Annotated in this window: 17 protein-coding genes and 1 tRNA gene; 13 read left to right on the top strand and 5 right to left on the bottom strand. The window is 63.2% G+C overall.

The window, feature by feature from the left end; translation table 11 throughout:
* Window positions 1–78: 78 nt before the first annotated feature.
* From RTCK_RS20065 to RTCK_RS20050, 4 genes are all read left to right on the top strand, one after another.
* The gene (locus RTCK_RS20065) at window positions 79–1176 is read left to right on the top strand and encodes a polyamine ABC transporter substrate-binding protein (protein ID WP_142594169.1); all 1098 of its coding nucleotides are present in this window, start codon (window positions 79–81) and stop codon (window positions 1174–1176) included.
* A gap of 71 nt (window positions 1177–1247) precedes the next feature.
* Window positions 1248–2411 carry an ABC transporter ATP-binding protein gene (locus RTCK_RS20060; RefSeq protein ID WP_142594168.1) on the top strand — a complete coding sequence of 388 codons (1164 nt, stop codon included), beginning with the start codon at window positions 1248–1250 and terminating at the stop codon, window positions 2409–2411.
* 11 nt (window positions 2412–2422) lie between these two features.
* Entirely contained in the window at window positions 2423–3331 is a 909-nt protein-coding gene (locus RTCK_RS20055; protein WP_142594167.1) for an ABC transporter permease subunit, read from the top strand.
* A gap of 3 nt (window positions 3332–3334) precedes the next feature.
* Window positions 3335–4153: an ABC transporter permease gene (locus RTCK_RS20050; RefSeq protein ID WP_142594166.1), complete on the top strand. Its 819-nt coding sequence runs from the start codon at window positions 3335–3337 to the stop codon at window positions 4151–4153.
* Between the two features lie 49 nt (window positions 4154–4202).
* On the opposite strand, the gene RTCK_RS20045 is transcribed toward RTCK_RS20050, so the two are convergent.
* Entirely contained in the window at window positions 4203–6023 is a 1821-nt protein-coding gene (locus RTCK_RS20045) for an AsmA family protein (RefSeq protein WP_185928080.1), read from the bottom strand.
* A gap of 174 nt (window positions 6024–6197) precedes the next feature.
* On the opposite strand from RTCK_RS20045, the gene RTCK_RS20040 reads away from it, so the two are divergent.
* Entirely contained in the window at window positions 6198–8150 is a 1953-nt protein-coding gene (locus RTCK_RS20040; protein ID WP_142594164.1) for an acetoacetate--CoA ligase, read from the top strand.
* Between the two features lie 246 nt (window positions 8151–8396).
* Here the strand turns inward: RTCK_RS20040 and RTCK_RS20035 are convergent, their stop codons facing one another.
* The gene (locus RTCK_RS20035; RefSeq protein WP_142594163.1) at window positions 8397–10064 is read right to left on the bottom strand and encodes an ABC transporter permease; all 1668 of its coding nucleotides are present in this window, start codon (window positions 10062–10064) and stop codon (window positions 8397–8399) included.
* 30 nt (window positions 10065–10094) lie between these two features.
* Window positions 10095–13682, bottom strand: a complete 3588-nt coding sequence (locus RTCK_RS20030) for a PAS domain S-box protein (RefSeq protein ID WP_142594162.1) — start codon at window positions 13680–13682, stop codon at window positions 10095–10097.
* A gap of 215 nt (window positions 13683–13897) precedes the next feature.
* Here RTCK_RS20030 and RTCK_RS20025 point away from each other — a divergent pair, with 215 nt between their 5' ends.
* The 4 genes from RTCK_RS20025 (at window position 13898) to RTCK_RS20010 (ending at window position 16242) form a co-directional block, all read left to right on the top strand.
* Complete coding sequence (locus RTCK_RS20025) at window positions 13898–14344, top strand: phasin (protein ID WP_142594161.1); 447 nt, start codon at window positions 13898–13900, stop codon at window positions 14342–14344.
* Between the two features lie 127 nt (window positions 14345–14471).
* Window positions 14472–14548: transfer RNA gene (locus tag RTCK_RS20020), tRNA-His, on the top strand.
* A 208-nt stretch (window positions 14549–14756) separates the two neighbouring features.
* Window positions 14757–15002 (top strand): helix-turn-helix domain-containing protein, encoded by a 246-nt coding sequence (locus RTCK_RS20015; protein ID WP_142521747.1) that lies wholly within the window; start codon window positions 14757–14759, stop codon window positions 15000–15002.
* A gap of 103 nt (window positions 15003–15105) precedes the next feature.
* A complete protein-coding gene (locus tag RTCK_RS20010; RefSeq protein ID WP_142594160.1) occupies window positions 15106–16242 on the top strand; it encodes a GNAT family N-acetyltransferase in 1137 nt (378 codons plus the stop codon).
* Window positions 16243–16269: 27 nt separating this feature from the next.
* On the opposite strand, the gene RTCK_RS20005 is transcribed toward RTCK_RS20010, so the two are convergent.
* Window positions 16270–17151 (bottom strand): LysR family transcriptional regulator, encoded by an 882-nt coding sequence (locus tag RTCK_RS20005; RefSeq protein ID WP_142521745.1) that lies wholly within the window; start codon window positions 17149–17151, stop codon window positions 16270–16272.
* 104 nt (window positions 17152–17255) lie between these two features.
* Here RTCK_RS20005 and RTCK_RS20000 point away from each other — a divergent pair, with 104 nt between their 5' ends.
* Together RTCK_RS20000 and RTCK_RS21080 are read left to right on the top strand one after the other, a co-directional pair.
* Window positions 17256–18752 (top strand): CoA-acylating methylmalonate-semialdehyde dehydrogenase, encoded by a 1497-nt coding sequence (locus tag RTCK_RS20000; protein ID WP_142594159.1) that lies wholly within the window; start codon window positions 17256–17258, stop codon window positions 18750–18752.
* A 105-nt stretch (window positions 18753–18857) separates the two neighbouring features.
* Window positions 18858–18989, top strand: coding sequence for a hypothetical protein (locus RTCK_RS21080; RefSeq protein ID WP_268963155.1), 132 nt, complete (start codon window positions 18858–18860; stop codon window positions 18987–18989).
* Between the two features lie 63 nt (window positions 18990–19052).
* Here the strand turns inward: RTCK_RS21080 and RTCK_RS19995 are convergent, their stop codons facing one another.
* The gene (locus RTCK_RS19995; protein WP_235988785.1) at window positions 19053–20078 is read right to left on the bottom strand and encodes a Fe(3+) ABC transporter substrate-binding protein; all 1026 of its coding nucleotides are present in this window, start codon (window positions 20076–20078) and stop codon (window positions 19053–19055) included.
* Window positions 20079–20275: 197 nt separating this feature from the next.
* Here RTCK_RS19995 and rirA point away from each other — a divergent pair, with 197 nt between their 5' ends.
* Window positions 20276–20752 carry an iron-responsive transcriptional regulator RirA gene (rirA, locus tag RTCK_RS19990; RefSeq protein ID WP_142521742.1) on the top strand — a complete coding sequence of 159 codons (477 nt, stop codon included), beginning with the start codon at window positions 20276–20278 and terminating at the stop codon, window positions 20750–20752.
* A gap of 121 nt (window positions 20753–20873) precedes the next feature.
* Window positions 20874–21902, top strand: coding sequence for an AbrB family transcriptional regulator (locus RTCK_RS19985; protein WP_142521741.1), 1029 nt, complete (start codon window positions 20874–20876; stop codon window positions 21900–21902).
* Window positions 21903–21913 lie beyond the last annotated feature (11 nt).

Genomic DNA, 21913 nt, shown 5'->3' with positions numbered 1-21913 from the left:
AAATTTCCTTCTTACTCTCGCCTGATCATGGAGAACGGACCGTCCGACGGTCCTGCATAAAAGGGAACAGGAGAGATCATGAAAACCAACTTCCTCCGTCTTGCCGCAACCGTTGCCGGCATCGCGATTGCCGCCACTGCCGCCGTCGCGCAGGAACGGGTGGTCCATGTCTACAACTGGTCCGACTACATTGACGAGTCGATCCTTGAGGACTTCACCAAGGAAACGGGCATCAAGGTCGTCTACGACGTCTTCGATTCCAACGAGATCGTCGAGACCAAGCTGTTGGCGGGGGGATCGGGCTATGACGTGGTGGTGCCGACCGGACCTTTCCTTGCCCGCCAGATCCAGGCGGGCGTGTTCCAGAAGCTCGACAAGTCGAAGCTGCCCAATCTCTCCAACATGTGGCCGCAGATCACCGAGCGGCTCGCCAAGTACGATCCCGGCAACGAGTTTGCCGTGAACTACATGTGGGGGACCACCGGCATCGGCTACAATGTCGACAAGGTGAAGGCGGCGCTGGGCGATGTTCCGGTCGACAGCTGGGATATCCTCTTCAAGCCCGAGAACGCCGAGAAGCTGAAGGCCTGCGGCATCAACATCCTCGACGCCTCCGACGAGACATTCGCGATCGCGATGAACTACATCGGCAAGGACCCCGACAGCAAGGAAACCGCCGATCTGGAAGCGGGCGGCGAGGTCTACATGAACATCCGCCCGCACGTGAAGACGTTCAACTCCTCCGCATATATCGATGAGCTTGCCAATGGCGATACCTGCATCACCATGGGCTGGTCGGGCGATATTCTCCAGGCCAAGGCCCGCGCCGAAGAGGCCGGCAACGGGGTCAAGGTGGAATACGTGATCCCGAAGGAAGGCACCTATATGTGGTTCGACAATCTCGCCATCCCCGCGGATGCCAAGAATGTCGAGGAAGCCCACGAATTCATCAATTACCTGATGAAGCCGGAGGTGATCGCCAAGGCTTCCAACTACGTCCAGTATGCGAACGGCAACCTCGCCTCGCAGGAGTTCATCGACAAGGAAGTGCTGGAAAACCCGGCCGTCTATCCGCCGGAGGAGACCGTTTCCAAGCTCTTCACGATCTCCCCATACGGCCCGCGAGAGCAGCGCGTCCTCAACCGGCTCTGGACCCAGATCAAGACGGGTAGCTGAGCATCAAGGGGCAGGTCTCGGACCTGCCCTTTTCCTCTTCGTGGTGACAACGGAGCTCATTGGGGAGCGGCATGGCGAAATCTCTGGGACCTGTAAAACGCAAGTTCGCACCTTGGACTGATCCCGCAGCAACTCCCTTCATCCGGTTCGAGAATATCACCAAGAAATACGGTAATTTCACCGCCGTCAGCAATCTTAGCCTGGACATCTACGAACGCGAGTTCTTCTCGCTGCTCGGCCCCTCCGGCTGCGGCAAGACCACGCTGATGCGCATGCTGGCGGGCTTCGAGGAACCGACCGAAGGGCGGATCCTGCTCCAGGGACAGGACATTTCCGGCGTGCCTCCCTATCGGCGGCCGACCAACATGATGTTCCAGAGCTATGCGCTCTTTCCGCACATGACGGTGGAGAAGAACATCGCCTTCGGCCTGGAGCAGGACAGGCTGTCTAAGGGCGAGATCGAAGCGCGTGTCCAGGAGATGCTGAAGCTCGTCAAGCTGGAGGAGTTCGCCAGGCGGAAACCGGGGCAGCTTTCCGGCGGCCAGCGTCAGCGCGTCGCGCTGGCGCGCTCGCTTGCAAAACGTCCCAAGGTGCTCCTGCTCGACGAACCGCTCGGCGCCCTCGACCGGAAGCTGCGTGAGGAAACTCAGTTCGAGCTGATGGATATCCAGCATACGCTGGGACTGACCTTCCTGATCGTCACCCACGACCAGGAGGAGGCGATGACCGTCTCCGACCGGATTGCGGTGATGGACAAGGGCGTGATCGTGCAGGTGGCGACCCCCGCCGAAATCTACGAGGCGCCCAACAGCCGCTACGTCGCGGACTTCATCGGCGACATCAATATCATGGAGGCTACCGTCGTTTCGGCCGGCAGCGGCAACGGTTCGCCGGGCGCCGTTTCCCTCGACTGCGACGGCCTGGCGGTGGCCGTGGCCGCGGACCAGGAATGCCCGGCATCCGCCGGTGACCGCGTCGCCTTCGCGATCCGTCCGGAAAAGGTACGCATCAGCCTGGATCAGCCGGCCGATACTTCGGTGAACGCCGCCTATGGGGAAGTCTGGGATATCGGCTACCTCGGCGACTTTTCGGTCTTCCTCGTCAGTTTCGCGGACGGCCGGATCATCCGTGCGGCACAGGCCAACGTCTCCCGCCTCGTGGACAGGCCGATCACCTTCGGCGACATGGTCTGGCTCACCTGGCCGCGCGATGCCGGATTGGTGCTGACGAGATAAAGGGGGCGGCGATGGCAGAGACGGCAACCAACCCCAATGCAGGTCCGGCCCGCTGGCTCGTCGTGGCGGTGCCCTATATCTGGCTGCTGCTGTTCTTCGCGGCGCCGTTCCTGATCATCCTGAAGATTTCGCTGTCGGACACGGCGATCGCCATGCCGCCCTACACGCCCGTCCTGGAAGGACTGGGCGCGCTCGGCGACTTCGTCTCGCAGCTGGACTTCGAGAACTACACGTTCCTGATGGAGGACCCGCTCTACATCGATTCCTACCTCTCGTCGCTGCGGATGGCCTTCATCTCGACACTCCTGTTGCTGCTGATCGGCTATCCCATGGCGCTTGCGATGGCGCGCGCGCCCACGGGCTGGCGGCCGACGCTGGTGATGATGGTGATCCTGCCGTTCTGGACCTCGTTCCTGATCCGGGTCTATGCCTGGATCGGAATCCTGAAGCCGGAGGGGCTGCTGACCGTGCTGTTGCAGGCGATAGGGCTGCTCGGGCCTGGCGAGCAGGTGCAGATCTTCCGGACAGATACGGCGGTCTTCATCGGCATCGTCTACTCGTACCTGCCGTTCATGGTGCTGCCGCTCTATTCTGCGCTCGAAAAAATGGACGCCACGCTGCTGGAGGCGGCGAACGATCTCGGATGCCCGCCGCTCAAGGCCTTTTGGCGCATCACCTTTCCGCTTTCCCTGCCGGGCGTGATCGCCGGCTCGATGATCTGCTTCATTCCCATCACCGGAGAGTTCGTCATCCCGGATCTTCTCGGCGGTGCGGAGACGCTGATGATCGGCAAGACGCTCTGGACCGAATTCTTCGGAAACCGCGACTGGCCGCTGGCCTCGGCGGTTGCCGTGCTGCTGCTTCTGGTGCTCGTGATCCCGATCGTGATCTTCCAGAACCAGCAGCAGAAGGTGAGGTAGGCCATGAAGTCGTCCCGCTTCGATCCGGTAATCCTGACCCTCGGCTTCGCCTTCCTCTACATCCCGATCATCATCCTGGTGATCTATTCGTTCAATGCCTCGCGGCTGGTCACGGTCTGGGGCGGATTTTCGCTGCAGTGGTATTCGGCCATGTGGTCGAACGAGGGTCTGATGGACGCGGCCTGGGTGACCGCCCGTGTCGCGATCCTGAGCGCGACGATCGGTACCGTCCTCGGTACGATGGCGGCGCTTTCGCTGGTGCGCTATGCCCGCTTTCCGGGCAAGACGCTCTTCTCGGGAATGATCTATGCTCCGCTCGTCATGCCGGAGGTCATCACCGGGCTTTCGCTGCTGTTGCTCTTCGTGGCGTTGAACGTCGACCGCGGCTTCTGGACCGTCACCATTGCCCATACGACCTTCTCGATGTGCTATGTGGCGATCGTCGTGCAGTCGCGGCTGCTCACCTTCGACCGCAGCCTCGAGGAGGCCGCCCAGGATCTCGGTTGCCCGCCGGTCAAGACCTTCTTCAGGATCACCTTGCCGCTGATCATGCCGGCCGTCGTGGCAGGATGGATGCTGGCTTTTACCCTGTCTCTCGACGACCTCGTGATCGCGAGCTTCACGACCGGTCCTGGTGCCACGACGCTGCCGATCAAGATCTATTCGCAGGTCAGGCTCGGCGTGACGCCGGAGATCAACGCAATCTGCACGATCCTCATCGGGCTCGTGACGATCGGCGTGATCGCTGCCTCGATCACATCCAAGCGCGCGGAGCTTCGGCGCATCCGCGACGAACACGTGGCGCTGCGGGGAGCGGCGTGAGACGGTAGAGCTTGACGGAGACGGAAGAGACGGCGGTCGTGGCGGGGAGCTACCGCCCACCAGCCGGATCAGCTATCTGGGTGATAACCACGGGCTCGGCGACCGATCCGCCTATGAACAATGCGCTGGATTTGGTCGGCGCCGCCGCCGGCGTCAGCATCGCGGACAACGCCAGCCCGCCCCCGTCGAGGGGGAGAAGGCCGGAGAGCGTCACGTTGATCGCATCGCCTTCGATGACGCCGGACTGGATTTCCGCAAGTCCCCGCTCGAAGGTCGCGGAAAGATCGAGGCGCTGGTACAGGAAATCCTGTCCTTCCGGGTTCTTCAGCGGCAGGTAAGTCCGGTTTCCCACCCGATGAAGGATGGTTCCGGGATCCAGGTCCGGCAGGATGCCGGCAGCCGTCGTGATGCGGAAGGAGCCGCGGCCCTCCTGCAGGCGCTCCCACTCCCCTTGAGGAAGCGTGGCGGAAAGCTCCAGGGAGCCCGTCGCGACAGGTATAGGCCCGCTGACGCCCAGTTTCTGGAAGATCGCTTCCAGATTGGCGTCGCGGACGGCCAGTTGCAGATCGGTCTTCGGCTCGCCGGGTTCTGACACCGTCACCATCCGGCCGGTGATCCTGCCACCCTCCAACGAACCATCGACGATATCGGTGCGGAACTGGCTGTTCTCGTTCACGATGCTCAGCGCCGCCTGTGCCAGGGAAAAGGAACCGGCTGCAACCTCCCGTGCCGAGAGGCGCAGATCAAGTTCCAGCCCCTGCAGCAGTTGGTCGGCGCTGCCGCTCCCCCTGCCGGGGTTCATAAGGGGCCTCAGCGCGACAAGATCCAGCCGGTCGATTGCCAGTGTGCCGGTCAGCCGTGGTGGCCGCTCCGCCGGGAACAGAAGGTCGGCGATGCCGGTTGCCTCCATCCGGTTCATTGACATGCGCAGCCTGTCGAAGCGCAAAGCCTCTTCGGTCGTCAGCACCTCGGCCCCGAAAGAAAACGGCTGGCCATTTTCCAATATGGAACCCGGCATTCCCATCCAGGCGGCAGCAGCGCCGGCGTCGGTGCCGGAAAAGCCGAGTTCACCGGAAACAAACCCATGCTCCGCGAGGCTGGCACGGCCGCTGAACTGCGCCAGTAGCAGGTCGGAGTTCAGGTCCAGATCGAGCGAGGCCTCTCGTCCCGAAAGAAGCAGGAGGGGCTGCCCCGATGCGAGGTCGACATCGATCTGTCTTCCGTTGAGGAGCGCTGTTACCTCCAGAGAGGCCGGCTCGGAAAATCTGGGCCAATGAAGTTCGCCGGTTATGCCGGACGCCATCCAGTCCAGCCCGGTGATGCTGTCCCTTAGTTCCAGTCGGCCGTTCTCGATGAGCACGTCGCCGATGTCGCGATCGAGGGACGGGTCGATCGAGACAGCGGCGCCGGCCGGCGTGGCATTGAGCGCCGCGTCTCCGAGAAGACCCTCTTTCATCCAGTTCAACTCGCCCATTTCGTTTCGGGTGAGGTAGATTTCCGGTTCGGAAAGGATGAAGTCCTCGAATGCCGGTCGTCCGCGAAACGCACCGAGGAAATTGAACTCCGCGGACACGCTGGAAATGCGTGCGAGAACCGTTACCCCCTTGATTGCCGGTTTCACGATCGACACGCGGCTCAGTTCGATCCGCGGCTCCGGCCAGAAGGTAAGGGTCGGAGAGCCATCCACCGTTACCTCATGGCCCGTCCAGTCCGCCAGTGTCCGCTCCATTGCTTCACGCACGGCCGCAGTCGATACGACGACCGGTGCCACGAGCCGCACGGCGAGCGCGGCCAGGAGAAGGAGTGCTATGACGAGCGTGACCGGCCGCCACCAGCGGCGCCAAATTCGTGTCAGTCTGGTGCGAGCCATCGCCTGCATGCGTCACGCGATCTGAGAGGTCGGGTTGTCCGCCGGCGTCAGGGCGGCTGCGATGGCGATATAGGAAATCCGTGGAGGGTGCAAACGTCGCCCGCTTCCCGGCGGTGGCGGTTTATTCTGCGCTGCAGCATGCTATATCGGTCTTTATTGGGATGGAGGAAATGCATGACACTTGTAAAGCCGCTTTGGAGCCCCCCGCGGGAGCAGATCGAGAAATCGCCGTTGTGGGCTTTCATGTCGTGGTGCCGCGAACGGTACGGCAGCCCTCAGTCAAACTCCGATGACTTTCATCGGTGGTCTGTCGATGCCCCGGAGGAATTCTGGCGCGCGATCTGGACCTTCTGCGGCGTGAAGGGCGAACCCGGAGCGCAGGTGCTGGTGAACGGCGACGACATGCTGGCGGCCCGTTTCTTCCCGGAGGCAAGGCTCAACTTCGCCGAGAACCTGTTGTCGCGGCGTGGCCGGGAAGACGCCATCGTTTTCTGGGGGGAGGACAAGGCCCGCGGCCGGTGGTCGTGGGACCGCCTGCGTGCGGAAGTATCGCGCATGCAGCAAGCGATGCAGGCGGCCGGCATCCGGCAGGGAGACCGCATCGTGGCGATGATGCCGAACGTCCCGGAGACGGTGGCTTTGATGCTGGCGGCGGCATCGCTCGGAGCTGTCTGGTCCTCCTGCTCCCCCGATTTTGGCGAGCAGGGCGTTCTCGACCGCTTCGGCCAAATCGAGCCGAGCCTGTTCATTGCCTGCGATGGTTACTGGTATAACGGAAAGCTTCAGGACGTCTCGGACAAGGTCCGCGCGGTCGCCTCCGTCCTCGCCGTGCCTGTGGTGATCGTCCCCTATGCGGGAGATGCGCCCGCCCTTGCGGCTTCCCTTGCCGATGCCCGGACGCTGCCGGATTTCATCGCGCCGTTCCCGGCCCGGGAACTCGAGTTCCTTCCGCTGCCCTTTTCCCATCCGCTCTACATCCTCTTCTCCTCCGGCACGACGGGTGTCCCCAAGTGTATCGTGCATTCTGCCGGTGGCACGCTGCTCCAGCATCTGAAGGAACACCGGCTGCATTGCGGGATCGAGCCCGGAGAAAAGCTCTTCTACTTCACCACCTGCGGCTGGATGATGTGGAACTGGTTGGTTTCGGGCCTGGCCGTGGGAGCCACGCTTTGCCTCTTCGACGGCTCCCCCTTCGCCCCCGACGCGACCGTGCTGTTCGACTATGCCCAGGAGGAAGGCTTCGCGGTCTTCGGAACCTCGGCAAAATACATCGATGCGGTCCGCAAAAGCGGCATCGTGCCTCGTGAAACCCATGGCCTGTCCCCTCTGCGGCTCATGACGTCAACGGGATCGCCACTGTCTCCGGAAGGCTTTTCCTTCGTCTACGAAGGCATCAAGCCGGATGTGCATCTGGCCTCCATCTCGGGCGGGACGGATATCGTCTCCTGTTTCGTGCTGGGCAATCCGCTGAAACCCGTCTGGCGGGGCGAAATCCAGGGGCCGGGACTGGCACTCGCAGTCGATGTCTGGAATGACGAGGGCCAGCCGGTCCGGGGAGAGAAGGGCGAACTGGTCTGCACCAGACCGTTCCCTTCAATGCCGATCATGTTCTGGAACGATCCGCAGGGCGAGAAGTACCGGGCCGCCTATTTCGACCGCTTTCCGAATGTCTGGTGCCACGGCGACTTTGCCGAGTGGACGGAGCACGGAGGCATCGTCATCCATGGCCGCTCCGACGCGACGTTGAACCCGGGCGGCGTGCGCATCGGTACGGCGGAGATCTACAATCAGGTCGAGCAGCTGCCGGAGGTGGCGGAAGCCATATGCATAGGCCAGGACTGGGACGGGGACGTCCGTGTGGTCCTCTTCGTTCGACTGGCCCCGGGCGTTGCGCTCGATGACGATCTGGTCAAGACCATCAAGAGCCGCATCCGGACCGGCGCATCGCCGCGGCATGTTCCGGCCAAGGTCATCGCCGTCGCCGATATTCCAAGGACCAAGTCGGGAAAGATCGTGGAGCTGGCGGTACGGGACGTGGTTCACGGCCGGCCGGTCAAGAACAAGGAAGCCCTGGCCAATCCGGAGGCGCTCGAGCTCTTCGCCGGCCTGGAGGAGCTCCGGATCTGATGGTTAAGGCCAGGGTGGCCCATTCCGGAGCGATCCCGAATCCTTTTCGGACATCCCCGGCGGGTGCGAGACCTCGTGTATCGTTTTAACGCGCTGTTAGGAAGTGTTGGCCAAGAGTAAAGCAGCACAGAGTTATCTCGTGCAAGCCGGATCTGGAGCGGCGCTCCCGGACATGAGGATCCGATCGGCACGTCAGACAGCATTACCTAAAAGGCGGCACCAGCCGCCTTCTTTTTTGCCCTCGTCTCAGGGCCGCTTGTCGAGGGAGCGCGAGACCAGCACGACCGGGATCAGTCCGGCGGCGATGATGATCATGGCTGCCACGGACGAATCCTCGATCCTGGCGCGGGAGGCGTCCTCGTAGACGAGCGTCGCCAGCGTGTTGAAGTTGAACGGCCTCAACAGCATGGTGGCCGAGAGTTCCTTCATCGTTTCGATGAACACCAGAAGGGCCGCCGTTATCATCGCGGGCCGGATATTCGGGAGAAGGACCGACGACAGCGCCTGCAACTGGCTGCGGCCCAGGGTCCGGGCGGCCATGTCGAGGTGTGGTGAGAGCTTCTGGAAGCCGGCGTCCAGCGTGCCCTCGGCCATGGTCATGAACCGGGCGATGCAGGCGTAGACGATCGCTGCGCCGCTGCCGGAAAGGAGAAGGCCGGTCGAAATCCCGAAGTTCGATCGCAGGAAGCCGTCGAGGGCATTGTCGAGGCTGGCCATCGGGATCAGCACGCCGATGGCGAGGACCGTGCCCGGGATCCCGTAGCCGAGGGAGGCTACCCGTCCGGCAAACGCGGTGGCCGATGATCGATCGCACCGCATGGCATAGGAGAGGACGAAACCGAGCAGAACGGCGATGGCGGCGGTCGACGCCGAAACCAGCACACTGTTCCAGAAGGCATCCAGCAGCCTCGCATCAAGGTACTGGTCCAGCCTGCGCAACGCAAAGCTTCCGAGGACTGCAACCGGAATGATGAATCCCGCCACGACGGGGATGATGCAGGCGCAGGCTGCTGCGACCGCCCTCGGCCCGGACAGGCGGATCCGGACCACATCATACACCGCCGCCGTGGTCCGGTTGCTCGAATATCGCTGGCTCCGCCGGGCAGCACGTTCCAGCCAGATCAGCAGCGCCACGAGCCCCAGCATCGCGACAGCGATCTGGGCTGCGCCGCCGAGGCTGCCGCGATTGAGCCATGTGTCATAGACCGCGAAGGTGAGGGTGTTGATGCCCAGAAATTGCACCGCGCCGATGTCGTTCAGCGTCTCCATCGTCACGAGCGTCAGGCCGATCACGATTGCCGGCCGGGCCATGGGGATCTGGACCCGCCAGAAGACCTTGGCCGGACTGGCGCCGAGCGTACGGGCGACATCGGCGGCGGCGCGTCCCTGCATCAGGAACATGGAGCGACAGGCGAGGTATATGTACGGGTAGAGCACCGAGCTCAGGATCACCACTGCGCCCCCCATGGATCGTATGTCAGGGAAGGAGTAGTCGCGGGAGGTCCGAAATCCGAACACGGCACGATAGGCGGTCTGCAGCGGACCCGTGAAATCCGCGAATTCCCCGAACGCATACGCGGCGAGATAGGAGGGGATGGCGAGCGGCAGGACGAGCAGGACCGAGAGGATGCGGCGCATCGGGAAATCGTAGCTGGTCACCAGCCAGGCAGTCAGGATTCCGAAGAACGCGCTGAGCCCGCCGGTCAGCAGAAGCAGTTCCAGCGTCCGGAGTGCCGCGCGCGGAATGACGTTCGCCAGGATATGGCGCCAGCTGTCGTCTCCGCCGGTGACAGCTATCCACAGAACGGCGATGATGGGCGCGGCGACGATCGCCGCCGTGAAGACCGCCAGTCCGGCTCCGATCCGGGGTGGCCGCCGCGGCGTCGCGCTGCTCGTTTGCTGGGAAACCCGCAAGTGTGGATCCTCTCGAGACGAGGAAATCTGCTAGATCGGCAGGTCCCGGTTCGCAAGCACCCTCTGGGCAGGAAAGGTGATTTCGACGAGCGTTCCTTCACGGGGTGCGGAGTTGATTGCGAAGGTTGCCCGGTTGGCGTCCACCATGGCCTTGGTCAGCGGCAGCCCAAGTCCGGTGCCGTCGCCGCGTTTCCGGGTACTGCCTGCGACCTGCCGGAACGGCTTCATGGCCAGGTCCAGTTCGGCGCGGGTCATGCCGATGCCCGTGTCGCGGACACGCAGCACCACGCTTCCGTTCGCCTCGTAAGCGGTAGACACCACGATCTGCCCGCCCGAAGGCGTGAACCGGATCGCGTTCGAGAGGATGTTGAGGACGATCTGCTTGACCGAGCGCAGGTCCGCCATGACCGGCGGCACGGCATGGGAGAGGGCGGTGCGGATGATAACCCGCTGGCCGTTCGCCTGGGGCTGCACCAGCGAAACGGTTTCGGAAACCGTTTCGTTCAGTTCCACGGCCGCGAATTCCAGTTCCATCTCGCCCGCCTCGATCTTCGAGATGTCGAGGAGGTCGTTGACGATGTCGAGCACGTGCCGGCCGGAGCGGACGATATCGTTGGCATACTCCACGTAGCGCGGATGCCCCGCCGGTCCGAAACGTTCCGTTGCCATGATATCCGCAAAGCCGATGATCGCATTCAAGGGCGTGCGGATTTCATGGCTCACATGGGCCAGGAATTCGCTCTTGTGCGCGTTTGCGGTCTCGGCCGCCCGCTTTGCCGTCCGCAATTCCTCTTCTGTGCGCTTCCATTGCGTCACGTCGCGGATGACGGCGCAGAAGCCGTTCGAGGAGGTCAGCCGGCCGATCGTCATGAAAAGCGGTATGAAGCCGCCGGACGCTTCACGCCCGATCACCTCGCGGCCGTCGTTGAGAAGGCTCGCAACCCCCTGGTCGGACAGTCTTGTCAGATACTCCATGATTGCCTTCTGGCTTTCATGGGCAAAGAGCATGACGAACGGCTTGCCGTCGATTTCATCGTTGTCGTAGTTGAACAGCGCGCTGGCGGCACGGTTCATCGAGCGGATGTTGCCGTCCAGCCCGAGTATAACCACGCCGTCGGTGGCGGTCTCCAATATCGCTCTCAGTTCCTCCGCCTCGACCTGCAACCGCGCCATCTGCTCCGGCACGGGCCTGGCCAGCGGTATGACGTCCGCCTCCTTCCGCTCACTCAGTGCCTGCGGCTCCTCGGCAACCGGCATCAGCGCCAGCAGCAGGGCTGTCGCGTCCTCGAAGCGCACGGACTGCAGGCGTGCTGTAACGGGAACGATATCGTCGTTCGCGCGGACGACGACGAGACCGCTCGGGTGGTCGTCGGTGCCTTCAAGGTCCTGGCGTTGCAGCAGGGCGTCGAGACCGCCGATTTCCGCCAGCGCCTCGATTGACGGGTAACCCGTGAGGCGCAGGAACTCCGGATTGCCGTGAATGAGGGTGTCGCCGCTGTGCACGAGGAGAGCCACGGGCATCTGGTCCAGAATCTCGCCCGTCAGTCCCGTCCGCTCGCGCGATACGGGCGGCCGGTCGGCGTTCGGCTCGCCATCCCGTGCGTCGATCTCATCGGCAGGATCGGGGTCGGAAGCGAGCGCCGGTTCACTGCTGGCCTGAGCGGGCGGGGTCTCTGCCGGCGGCGCGGCCTCCTGCGCTGCGCTGGCCGTTTCGACGGTATCCGCAACCGGAGCCGGTTCGAAGTCGGCCTGCGGTGCGGCTGGCTCCGTCACGGTCGTATCGCTCGGCCGATCCTTCGAGGCGGCGTCCTTCGCATCTTCGCTTCTGCGTCCCACGAATGTGTCGAGCTGCCGGGCGATCTCGCGGAACGCCGCCTGCTCCACGGGAGACAGGCCTTCCCGCCGAACCCGCCTATCGGGAAGCTGGACGATCTTCTCGGAACCGGCGGGGGAGGCGTTCTCCACGAGTCTGAGGGCCGGTTTCTCTCCCTCCGGCAGATCGAACTGGCCGCTGCCTCCCTCGACCGCGGGCGAACCGTCCTCGGCCGGCGTTCCGCCGGCAGCAGCAGGCACGGTTTCTCCGCCCTCATCCCCTGCGGAGAGCGGGGCGGCAGCCATGCCGTCCTCTGTGGATGGGTCAGCGGGATCGGTATGCGCCTCCTCCCTTTCCGCTTCCACGATGGAAGCCGGCTCCTCTGCCGCCGCGGCATCCAGTGCTGCCGTCGGAGCTTCAAGATCTGCCGTCTGGCCAGAAGCGGCCGCGAGAGTCATTCCCAGGGCGTGCGGGTCTTCCACGGCGTCGCCGACACGGATGATCCCGAAGCCGCGGAAGCCGTCGAAAATGCGGTCGCGCGTATAGGTCGGAAGGGCTGCAAGATCGATAGGCACCCGGAGCGACGTGCCTTCCACCGGCCACCAGATGGTCTTGCCGGACCATGTATCGCGCCTGCGCAGGAGTTCTCCGACCCGCCCGTCCGGATCCAGGTGCAGGCGGTCCGCAAGTTCGGTGAAGGTGGTCCCGCTGATGTCCGCAGCCCGGGGGCCTACCGTCGCGGCGAACTCGTCAGAGACTTCGCGGAAGCAGCCGTCTGCGTCGATCTTCCAGACGAAGCGGGTGGCACGGCTGTCCTTCCGGAATGCGAAGCGCTCTTCCGGCGGCTGCTCCCTCGCAGCGGAGGGATGATCGCCGGGGTCGGCGCCGCCTGGGCTGATGGCGGCACTGGCTGGGGCCGCGTTCGCTTCGGCTTGTTCCTCGGCTGTGGCATGGCTCTCCCTTGGGGCATCCTCGGCGGCCTCGGCCTGCCCGTCGAGATCAAGCGTCGTGATCTCCTCCTCGTCGGGCGTCTCCTCGATATCCGCCACGGCCTCGATGGCGATGCGGAAGCCGTCATCGCTCCGGTCCTTCACTTCAGTGGCCGCCAGCGGGCCAGTCTCCTCCGCGTCGGGAGCGAGGTCCATTCCCGATGGAACCGTCTCGACGACGAGGAGCAGATGCAGCGCCGGATCGTCCGAAAGCTTGCCGATCGCTGCCGGAAGATAGCCCTTCTCCGTAGGCACGGGCCGTTTGACGAGGCGGCTGGGATCGCTGGCGGCCATGGTGGCCAGCATTTGCCCGGTGTGCCGGGTCAGTCCGAGGTGCGAGAAATCGGGGGACGCATCCAGCACCTCGCCGGTCGAGTCGATGACCGCCACATGGGTGCCTGGATCGTCCAGCCCGTCGATCATGCCCGTGCCGGGACGGTTGCGGGAGGTTGTCTGTTGGGTGGTGAAGAGAACGGCAGGCTCGCCCGCCACATCGATGGTCTCGCAGCCTGCGGCCACGGGAACCGAACGGAATCCCGAGGAAATGCGAATGGTGAGGGTGGCTCGGCTCCGGGTTGCCGCTACCCTCTGGCCGGCCGCCTCGATCTGCCTGTAGAGGATATCGTGTTGCCGCGGTCCCTGATCCAGGAAATCGTAGACGGAATCGTAGCCGAAGAGGCGGGCGCCCCTGCCGTTGGCCCATAGTACCGCTGCCATGTCCGCCGAGAAGAGGACGATCGCGTCGCCGGCGGCGAAGTGATCGCGCACACGCTCGTGCACGGCGAGATCGATGAACGGGTACTGGTTGGCGGTCATGAAGAGAACCCGGGTCTTGAGCGAGGCCAGTCTTAACACAGTGTTAATAACCTCGCCCCGGTTTTTGGTCCATAAAACGCCCCCGATAACCGCTCGAAAGGTTAACGGGAATGGTGCAGCGCACAAAAATATTGCAATGCACAATGAAATCTATTATATAACCCTTACGAAACCTCGGTGGCTCGCTGGGGAATAACCAATCAAGGAGCATGAACATGGCATATGGTACCGATGATATCTTCTCCTTCAGCGCCTTCGATCCGGCCAGGCTGACGGACAGCTTCCGCGAATTCGCCGAAAAGGGCGCCGTGCAGTCCCGCGAAGCCTATGCGAAGGTCAAGGCAGCGACCGAGGAAGCCAGCAAGACCGTCGAGACGACCCTGCGGTCCGCGCAGGCGGGCTCGGTGGAGGTCGGTCTCAAGGCGATCGAAGCCCTTCGCACCAATGCGGATCTGTCGCTTTCCCACATGGAAGCGTTGCTGGGCGTGAAGTCGGTTTCCGAGTTCGTTGAACTGCAGACCGCCTTCATCCGCAAGCAGGCGGAGATCACGGTTGATCAGGCGCGAGCGATCCAGGATGCAACCCGCAAGCTGGCCGAAGCAGTGAGCCAGCCGGGCAAGGACGCTGCAGAAAAGGTGATGTCCACCTTCAAGGCCGCCTAACGGCCTGACGTTTACGATACTGGAGGGGCCGGGATGGAAATCCCCGGCTCTTCTTTCGTATGGGGGCTTGCAAAACAGATACGATGCTCGTATTTGACCCCGAAAGCCGCTGCGGCGGCCGGATTGCGCGGTTGTAGCTCAGTTGGTTAGAGCGCAGGTTTGTGGCACCTGAGGTCGCTGGTTCAACTCCAGCCAACCGTACCACTTCCCGTCTATCGCTTTTCGTGCCGAGGCGACGCCTCCGTTTCTCGTCCCTGCTTTTTTGTGTACCCGGCAAGGTCTCAGGTCGTCCGCCCTCCAAGCCCTTGCCGAATGAAGTTGAAGAACCTAATTTGGTAACGGCGCGTGAGCGCCATTTTCTTCAAATCTTCATACTCCGCCTGCGGCGCAAAAACTCTCAGAAGGAGTTACCATGTCTGTTTCCATGAACAATTTCGAAGGCGCGGTAAAAACCGCTATCTCTCCTCAACGTGTCTCTGCTGCGCTTATCGAAGTCCGGCAGTCGATGAATTATTCGCTCGATCAGGTTGCCGTCACCACGGGCCTGACCGTGGGCGAACTGACGGCGATCGAGAATGGCGATGCCGCGGATCCCGCGCAACTCCAGCGCATCGCTTCCGCATTGGGATTGCCTCCGGCCACCTTCCTGCTGGCCTGACCGGCGGAAGGTCTGCGACGTCTCGAAAAACCTGCAATCGATAAACCCAATTTTGACTCGGATCGGGCACTCTTCCTCCCACGCGTAAATCGGCGGAGGTAGAGTGACGGATTCGTTTGAAATCGTGACGCGGGATCGGCTTGAGGACCTGTCTCCGGAATGGCCCTCCGGCGCGCCTTCGTCCAGGCTCGATGTCGGTTTCCATGCCTTCCAGTCACGGGGGTTTCTCCAGGCCTGGATGGCAAGCTTCGGCCGCGCCGGCGGACAGACCTTTCATTTCATCGAGCTCCGCGATGGCAGCGGGAATCCCGCATTGTTTGTGCCTGTTCGCATCCTGAAGCGCTCCGGCATCCGGATACTGCAGTTCATCGATCACGATGCGGCGGACTACAACGCCCCGATCATCTTCCGTATGACGATGAACTGGACCGTCGCGCAGGCTGAAAAGCTGTGGCGGCGGATTCTAGCGCAGCTCCCGTCCGTCGATGTCGTGGAACTGACGAAGATGCCGAAGGAGGTCGAGGGGGTTGCAAATCCCCTCGCGTTTCTGGGCGACAGGGCCAGCGACCTCTCCTGCCATGCCACGGACCTGAGGCGTTCGTGGCCACAGATCGACGCCGAGGTCCCGCGGCGTACGACGTTGTTGCGCAAGATACGGGGCCTTGAGCGGGTCGCGCCCGTAGGCTTCCACCTTGCGGAAACAGAGGAAGAGGTGAAGCGTATTACCGAAGTGATGCTGCGCCAAAAGCAGCGGCGCTTCGAGGAGACGATGGTGCCGGGCTTCGACGTCGACCGGGACAAGCATGACTTCTTCCGCGACGGGACGGAGGTATTCCAGCGCTGCGGCATGCTGAAGCTCTTCTACCTGACGGCGGGCGAAACGGTGGTCGCGACTATATGGGGTCTCGTCAGCGGCAAGCGCTACTATGCGATCATGCTGTCCTTCGAGGGCGGCGAATGGACCAGGCATTCGCCCGGAAGCATCCTCTTCTACAGGTGCCTCCAGTGGTTGCACGGGAATGGCTACGAGTGGATGGATCTCGGCATCGGTAACGAACCGTGGAAGCTCGAAAGCTGCAGGACGACGATCCCGCTCGTGGAGCGGCGCGAGGCGCTGACGCTGCGCGGCCGGCTGTACCTGCAGCGCGTGCGGCTGGCGGAACGGATGAGGAAACTGGAGCTCTACCAGCGGCTTCGACCCATGAAGTGGATCCTGCTGCGGAAGCTGCGCAGCCGTTGAGGCGTGCAGGCTCCGCTGCCGCAGCATCTATAGGAAGGTGCCACGCTCGCGGTTCACGATCTCGTTGAGGTAGGCGACCAGCGTCTTGATCCGCATCAGGTCGCGGCTGCTCTCGTGGTAGGTTGTCCAGTAGGCGCGGCGGATCACCACCCCCGGGAGGATGCGGACAAGTTCCGGATACTGGCGCGCGATGTAGTCGTGGAGGATCCCGATCCCGGCACCTGAACGGACGGCCTCGGTCTGGCCAATGGCGCTGGAAATCTCGAAGCCGGCATCCCAGTCGCGCATCACCTCTCCGGTGAAGTTGAGGGAAGGGGAGAAGATCAGGTCCTCCACATAGCCGATGCGCGAATGACGGCGCAGGTCCTCGACCTCGGCTGGCTTGCCGTAGGACGCGACATAGGCATGCGATGCATACAGGCCGAGGGAGTAGTCTGTCAGCTTGGACGAGATCAGCCGTCCCTGCTCGGGACGTTCTATGGTGATCGCGACATCTGCCTCCCGCTGCGACAGCGAGAAGGATCTCGGCACCGGGACCAGTTGAACCTTCAACTGTGGATGCTGCTGCATCAGCCGCCCGAGGCGCGGCGCCAGGAAGGAGACGCCGAAGCCGTCGGGGGCGCCGAGCCTGACGGTGCCGGCAACGCTCGTGTCGATCTGCCCCGTCGCGGCCTGAGCGCCCAGCATCTCCGCCTCCATGCGCTCTGCCGCGTGGAAATAGACCTGGCCTTCCGGAGTAAGCTCGCAGCCGTTTGTCCGGCGTACGAGGAGGCGCGTGCCGAGCCCGGTTTCGAGCGCCGTGATCCGGCGCCCGAGCGTGGCGTGATTGATGCCCAGCCGCCGCGAGGCCGCCAGCAGTTGTCCGCTTCTCGCCACGGCGAGAAAGAGGCGTATGTCGTCCCAGTCCACCTATCACCTATGCACGATTTCGCACAACGGATGCGTAAACTATCCTGTTGCGTTGTGCAATTTTGGATGCGACCTTGGCCCCAGCAATGGATCGGAGGAACATCATGTACGAGATCGGTCATTTTATCGGAGGCAAGCGGGTCGGGGGAAGCAGCGGAAGGACCGCGAACATCTTCAACCCGGCGACGGGAGAAGTGCAGGCAACCGTTTCGCTGGCAACCGATGCCGACCTGAATGCCGCCGTCGAGGCGGCCAAGGCCGCGCAGCCCGCCTGGGCGGCGACCAATCCCCAGCGACGCGCCCGCGTCTTCATGAAGTTCGTCCAGCTCCTGAACGAAAACATGGACGAATTGGCCGAGACGCTGTCGCGCGAGCACGGCAAGACGATCGAGGATGCCAAGGGCGATATCGTTCGCGGCCTGGAGGTCTGCGAGTTCGTGATCGGCATCCCGCATCTCGCCAAGAGCGAGTTCACGGAGGGTGCGGGCCCCGGCATCGACATGTATTCGATCCGCCAGCCAGTCGGCATCGGCGCGGGGATCACCCCCTTCAACTTCCCGGCGATGATCCCGATGTGGATGTTCGCGCCAGCCATCGCCTGCGGTAACGCGTTCATCCTCAAGCCTTCCGAGCGTGATCCCTCCGTGCCGATCCGCCTCGCGGAACTGATGATCGAGGCAGGTCTTCCCGCCGGCATCCTCAATGTCGTCAACGGCGACAAGGCCGCGGTCGATGCGATCCTGACCCATCCGGAAATCGGTGCCGTCTCCTTCGTCGGCTCGACCCCGATCGCCCGCTACGTCTATGGCACCGCAGCGATGAACGGCAAGCGAGCCCAGTGCTTCGGGGGCGCCAAGAACCACATGGTCATCATGCCCGACGCCGACCTCGATCAGGCGGCGAACGCGCTGATCGGCGCAGGCTACGGCTCGGCCGGCGAGCGCTGCATGGCGATCTCTGTCGCCGTTCCGGTCGGCGAGGAGACCGCCAACCGTCTCATCGACAAGCTGACGCCGATGGTGGAGAGCCTGCGGATCGGCCCCTATACGGACGGGAAGGCGGACATGGGCCCCCTGGTCACCAAGGAGGCGCAGGCGCGCGTGCGGGGCCTGATCGACCGCGGCGTCGAGGAAGGTGCGAAGCTCGTCGTCGACGGCCGGAACTTCAAGCTGCAGGGCTACGAGGAAGGCTTCTTCGTCGGCGGCTGCCTCTTTGACAACGTGACGCCGGACATGGACATCTACAAGACCGAGATCTTCGGGCCCGTCCTGTCGGTGGTGCGCGCGAAGAACTACGAGGACGCGCTCGCCCTGCCGATGAAGCACGAATACGGCAACGGCGTCGCGATCTATACCCGCGACGGCGACGCCGCCCGCGACTTCGCCTCCCGCATCAATATCGGCATGGTCGGCGTCAACGTGCCGATTCCGGTGCCGCTCGCCTATCATTCCTTCGGCGGCTGGAAATCCTCCTCCTTCGGGGACCTGAACCAGCACGGAACGGACTCGATCAAGTTCTGGACCCGCACGAAGACGGTGACGAGCCGCTGGCCGTCCGGCATCAAAGATGGCGCCGAGTTCGTCATGCCGACCATGAAGTAAGCCATATCGTCACCGAAGGCCCGCCTCGCGCGGGCCTTTTCGTATCTGCCATTGATCTTATTTAGCGCCGCCCTAGTTGCTCGTCCGCTGGGAGAGGGACGAGACATGGCCTACGAATGGGATGAAAAGCGTGCGCGGCGCGCTTACTGGAGGAGGATCGGGCTCGCGGCAGCAATCCTCGCCGCGGCGGTCGGTGCCTCCGCCTGGGCCGCGGCCAAGCTCGGTCTGGGCCTCTAGCCGCCAGACGAATATCGGCAGCGGAGGAAGCCGGCGGGTCTGCCGGCTTCCTCCAGAAGGTCCTCAGCCCTCCGGGCCTTCGTTCACACCCACCTTGTCCACCAGCTCCGAAGCCTTCTTCCGGTTGGCGGCGATATCGGCAAGCGGCAGGGTATCCGCCTTGATCTCGCCGAAGGCCTTGACGATGTCCGAGGGCTCCGCGCCCGGCATGACCGGATATTCGAAGACCTGTTCGGCATAGATTTTCTGGGCATCGCCGGAAGCGAGAAATTCCATCAGCTTGATGGCATTGTCCTTGTTCGGCGCGTTCTTGGCGAGCGCCATCGCCGAGATGTTGACGTGCGTTCCCCGGTCGCCGCTGTTCGGGAACAGGACCTTGATGGCCGCTGCCCAGTCCTTCTGCTCCGGCTCCTTCTCGTTGGTCTGCATCAGCCCGACATAGTAGGTGTTGCCGATTGCGATATCGCATTCGCCGGCGAAGATCGCCTTGGCCTGGTCGCGGTCGCCGCCGCTCGGCTTGCGGGCCAGATTGTTCTTCAGCCCGGTCAGCCATTCCTCCGTGTGCTCCTCGCCATGGGCCGCGATCATGGAGGCGATCAGGCCGATATTGTAGGAATGCTGCGCGTCGCGCATGCAGATCTTGCCCTTCCACTGAGGATCGGCAAGCTCTTCATAGGTGATGTCGTCCTGTGACACCCGTTCCTTGGAGGCATAGACCACCCGGCCGCGTGTCGTCAGGCCGAACCACTCGCCGGCGGGATCCCGGAAATGCGCGGGGATGTCCTTGTTGATCGTTTCGTTTTCCGTCACGGGCTGCGTGACACCGCCGTCCTTGGCCTCCATCACCCGTGAAATGTCCACTGTGAGGATGACGTCGGCGGGGGAATTGGCGCCCTCCGCCTGGATACGCTCGACCAGCCCCTTGTCCAGGAACAACACATTGGTCTGGACGCCGGTCCGCTTGGTGAACTCGTCGAGCAGCGGCTTGATGAGGTCCGGCTGCCGATAGGAGTAGATGTTGACTTCGCCGTCCGCCAACGCCCCCTGCGCCGGGATGAACGACGCGGTTGCCAAAGCGGTGACTGCCATGAGATTGCGGATTGTCGGCATGCCCTTCCTCCTTTTGCGTTTTGATTGTTGACGAACAAAGTCATGAAAACCGGGAAAGGGTCAATAGCTGACGGACAGGGTGTCGCCTTAACTTGATCACGATTTTCCTATTTTTGAATTGTTCAAAAGTACGGGACGTCCTATATGATGGTAGTCCAAGCCTCGGGGAGACGAACATGCGACTGACAAAGCAGACCAACTACGCCGTGCGCATGTTGATGTACTGTGCCGCCAACGACGGGCAGCTGAGCCGGATTCCCGAGATAGCCAAGGCTTATGGCGTTTCCGAACTCTTCCTGTTCAAGATCCTGCAGCCCCTGCACAAGGCGGGGCTCGTAGAAACGGTGCGTGGCCGCAATGGTGGCGTGCGTCTCGGGCGCGCAGCCGATCAGATCACGCTCTTCGACGTCGTGAAGGTGACGGAAGACAATTTCGCCATGGCCGAATGCTTCGAGGACCGCGTCGCGGAATGCCCGCTCGTGAACAGCTGCGGCCTGAATTCGGCGCTGCGCAAGGCCCTCAACGCCTTTTTCGCCGTCCTCGCCGAATATACGATCGACGATCTGGTCAAGGCGCGTCCGCAGATCAACTTCCTCCTCGGTCTGGAGGACATGCCGGCTCCTGCTCGCCTGGCGAACGTTTCGGCTGCCTGACCTTCGGAAGTAGCGGCGGCGTCCCCCACTGACCGGGCGTCGAGGTTGACCTCGGCGTGACATGCAATAGAAGGGAAATCGTCGCAAGACGCGCCTCCCTTCGAGCCCCCAAGGCTGCCGCATGTCCCTTTCCGAAATCCGCATCTTTGTTCTGACGGTGCTCATTGCTGCTGCGGGCGCTGTCGTGGCCCGGCTTCTTGCCTTGCCCGCGCCTTATCTCATCGGCCCCGCCACGGCCGTGACGATTGCCGGCTTCGCGGGACTGACGCTTCGCATTCCTCAACATGTCCGCAACGCCACCTTCATCGTCGTCGGCCTTTCAATGGGGGCGGGGCTCACTCCGGAGGTCTTCGTGGCTGCGCGGACGTGGCCGCTGAGCTTCCTCATGGTTCCCGTCGCCGTCGTCATCCTGCTCTATTCGGCGACCTGGACTTTGCAGCGCTTCTTCGGCTACGACCGTGCGACGGCGCTGCTGGCGGCCTCTCCCGGTCACCTGAGTTTCGTTCTGAGCCTGGCATCCGACACACGAAGCGATCTGCTGGCGGTCGGCGTCATTCAGAGCGTACGGGTGCTTGCACTGACGATCACTGTGCCGTTGATCGTCGAGGTCCTGGGGTTGGTCTCCGTTGCACCGCCGCCTGCGGCCGTGATGCATCCGCTGGCGCTTGCCGGATCGTTCGCCGCCGCCGCGGCGCTCGGTTATCTTCTCATCCGGCTGAAGGTGCCGGCAGCGCTGCTGCTCGGCGGAATGATCGCCTCGGGCAGCACCCACCTGACCGGCATCGTCTCCGGTGACCTGCCGTCCTGGATCATGACCCCGACCTATGTGCTGCTCGGCGCCGTTATCGGCTCCCGCTTTTCCGGCGCATCCTATCGGGCCATGCGCACGGCGTTCATCGCGGGCGGCGTGGTGACGGTGGTCGTCGTGGTCTTGGCGGCCGCCATCGCGGTCCTCGTTTCCTACCTGACGGCGGTTCCTCTCGACGCGGCCCTGATCGCCTTTGCCCCCGGAGGCCTTGAGACCATGGCCGCCATGGCCGTCATGCTGCATGCGCAGCCGACCTATGTCGGCGCCCATCACGTGCTGCGGCTGGTGATCCTGTCGGTCCTGATGCCCTTCGTCCTTCGTCGCGATATCACCCGTCGCTGAGCCTGCTCACG

This window comes from Pseudorhizobium endolithicum, from assembly GCF_902153245.2.
In the GTDB taxonomy this organism is placed as follows: Bacteria; Pseudomonadota; Alphaproteobacteria; order Rhizobiales; family Rhizobiaceae; genus Neorhizobium; species Neorhizobium endolithicum.
This window is presented reverse-complemented; position numbering and strand designations above follow the sequence as displayed.

What these genes read in the sequence shown, in the direction of transcription:
- RTCK_RS20065 (WP_142594169.1), top strand. Translation starts at nt 79, where the DNA reads ATGAAAACCAACTTCCTCCGTCTTGCCGCAACCGTTGCCGGCATCGCG.
- RTCK_RS20025 (WP_142594161.1), top strand. Translation starts at nt 13,898, where the DNA reads ATGGCATATGGTACCGATGATATCTTCTCCTTCAGCGCCTTCGATCCG.
- RTCK_RS20050 (WP_142594166.1), top strand. Translation starts at nt 3,335, where the DNA reads ATGAAGTCGTCCCGCTTCGATCCGGTAATCCTGACCCTCGGCTTCGCC.
- RTCK_RS21080 (WP_268963155.1), top strand. Translation starts at nt 18,858, where the DNA reads ATGGCCTACGAATGGGATGAAAAGCGTGCGCGGCGCGCTTACTGGAGG.
- rirA (WP_142521742.1), top strand. Translation starts at nt 20,276, where the DNA reads ATGCGACTGACAAAGCAGACCAACTACGCCGTGCGCATGTTGATGTAC.
- RTCK_RS20000 (WP_142594159.1), top strand. Translation starts at nt 17,256, where the DNA reads ATGTACGAGATCGGTCATTTTATCGGAGGCAAGCGGGTCGGGGGAAGC.
- RTCK_RS20015 (WP_142521747.1), top strand. Translation starts at nt 14,757, where the DNA reads ATGTCTGTTTCCATGAACAATTTCGAAGGCGCGGTAAAAACCGCTATC.
- RTCK_RS20030 (WP_142594162.1), bottom strand. Translation starts at nt 13,682, where the DNA reads ATGACCGCCAACCAGTACCCGTTCATCGATCTCGCCGTGCACGAGCGT.
- RTCK_RS19995 (WP_235988785.1), bottom strand. Translation starts at nt 20,078, where the DNA reads ATGGCAGTCACCGCTTTGGCAACCGCGTCGTTCATCCCGGCGCAGGGG.
- RTCK_RS20055 (WP_142594167.1), top strand. Translation starts at nt 2,423, where the DNA reads ATGGCAGAGACGGCAACCAACCCCAATGCAGGTCCGGCCCGCTGGCTC.
- RTCK_RS20040 (WP_142594164.1), top strand. Translation starts at nt 6,198, where the DNA reads ATGACACTTGTAAAGCCGCTTTGGAGCCCCCCGCGGGAGCAGATCGAG.
- RTCK_RS19985 (WP_142521741.1), top strand. Translation starts at nt 20,874, where the DNA reads ATGTCCCTTTCCGAAATCCGCATCTTTGTTCTGACGGTGCTCATTGCT.
- RTCK_RS20045 (WP_185928080.1), bottom strand. Translation starts at nt 6,023, where the DNA reads ATGGCTCGCACCAGACTGACACGAATTTGGCGCCGCTGGTGGCGGCCG.
- RTCK_RS20060 (WP_142594168.1), top strand. Translation starts at nt 1,248, where the DNA reads ATGGCGAAATCTCTGGGACCTGTAAAACGCAAGTTCGCACCTTGGACT.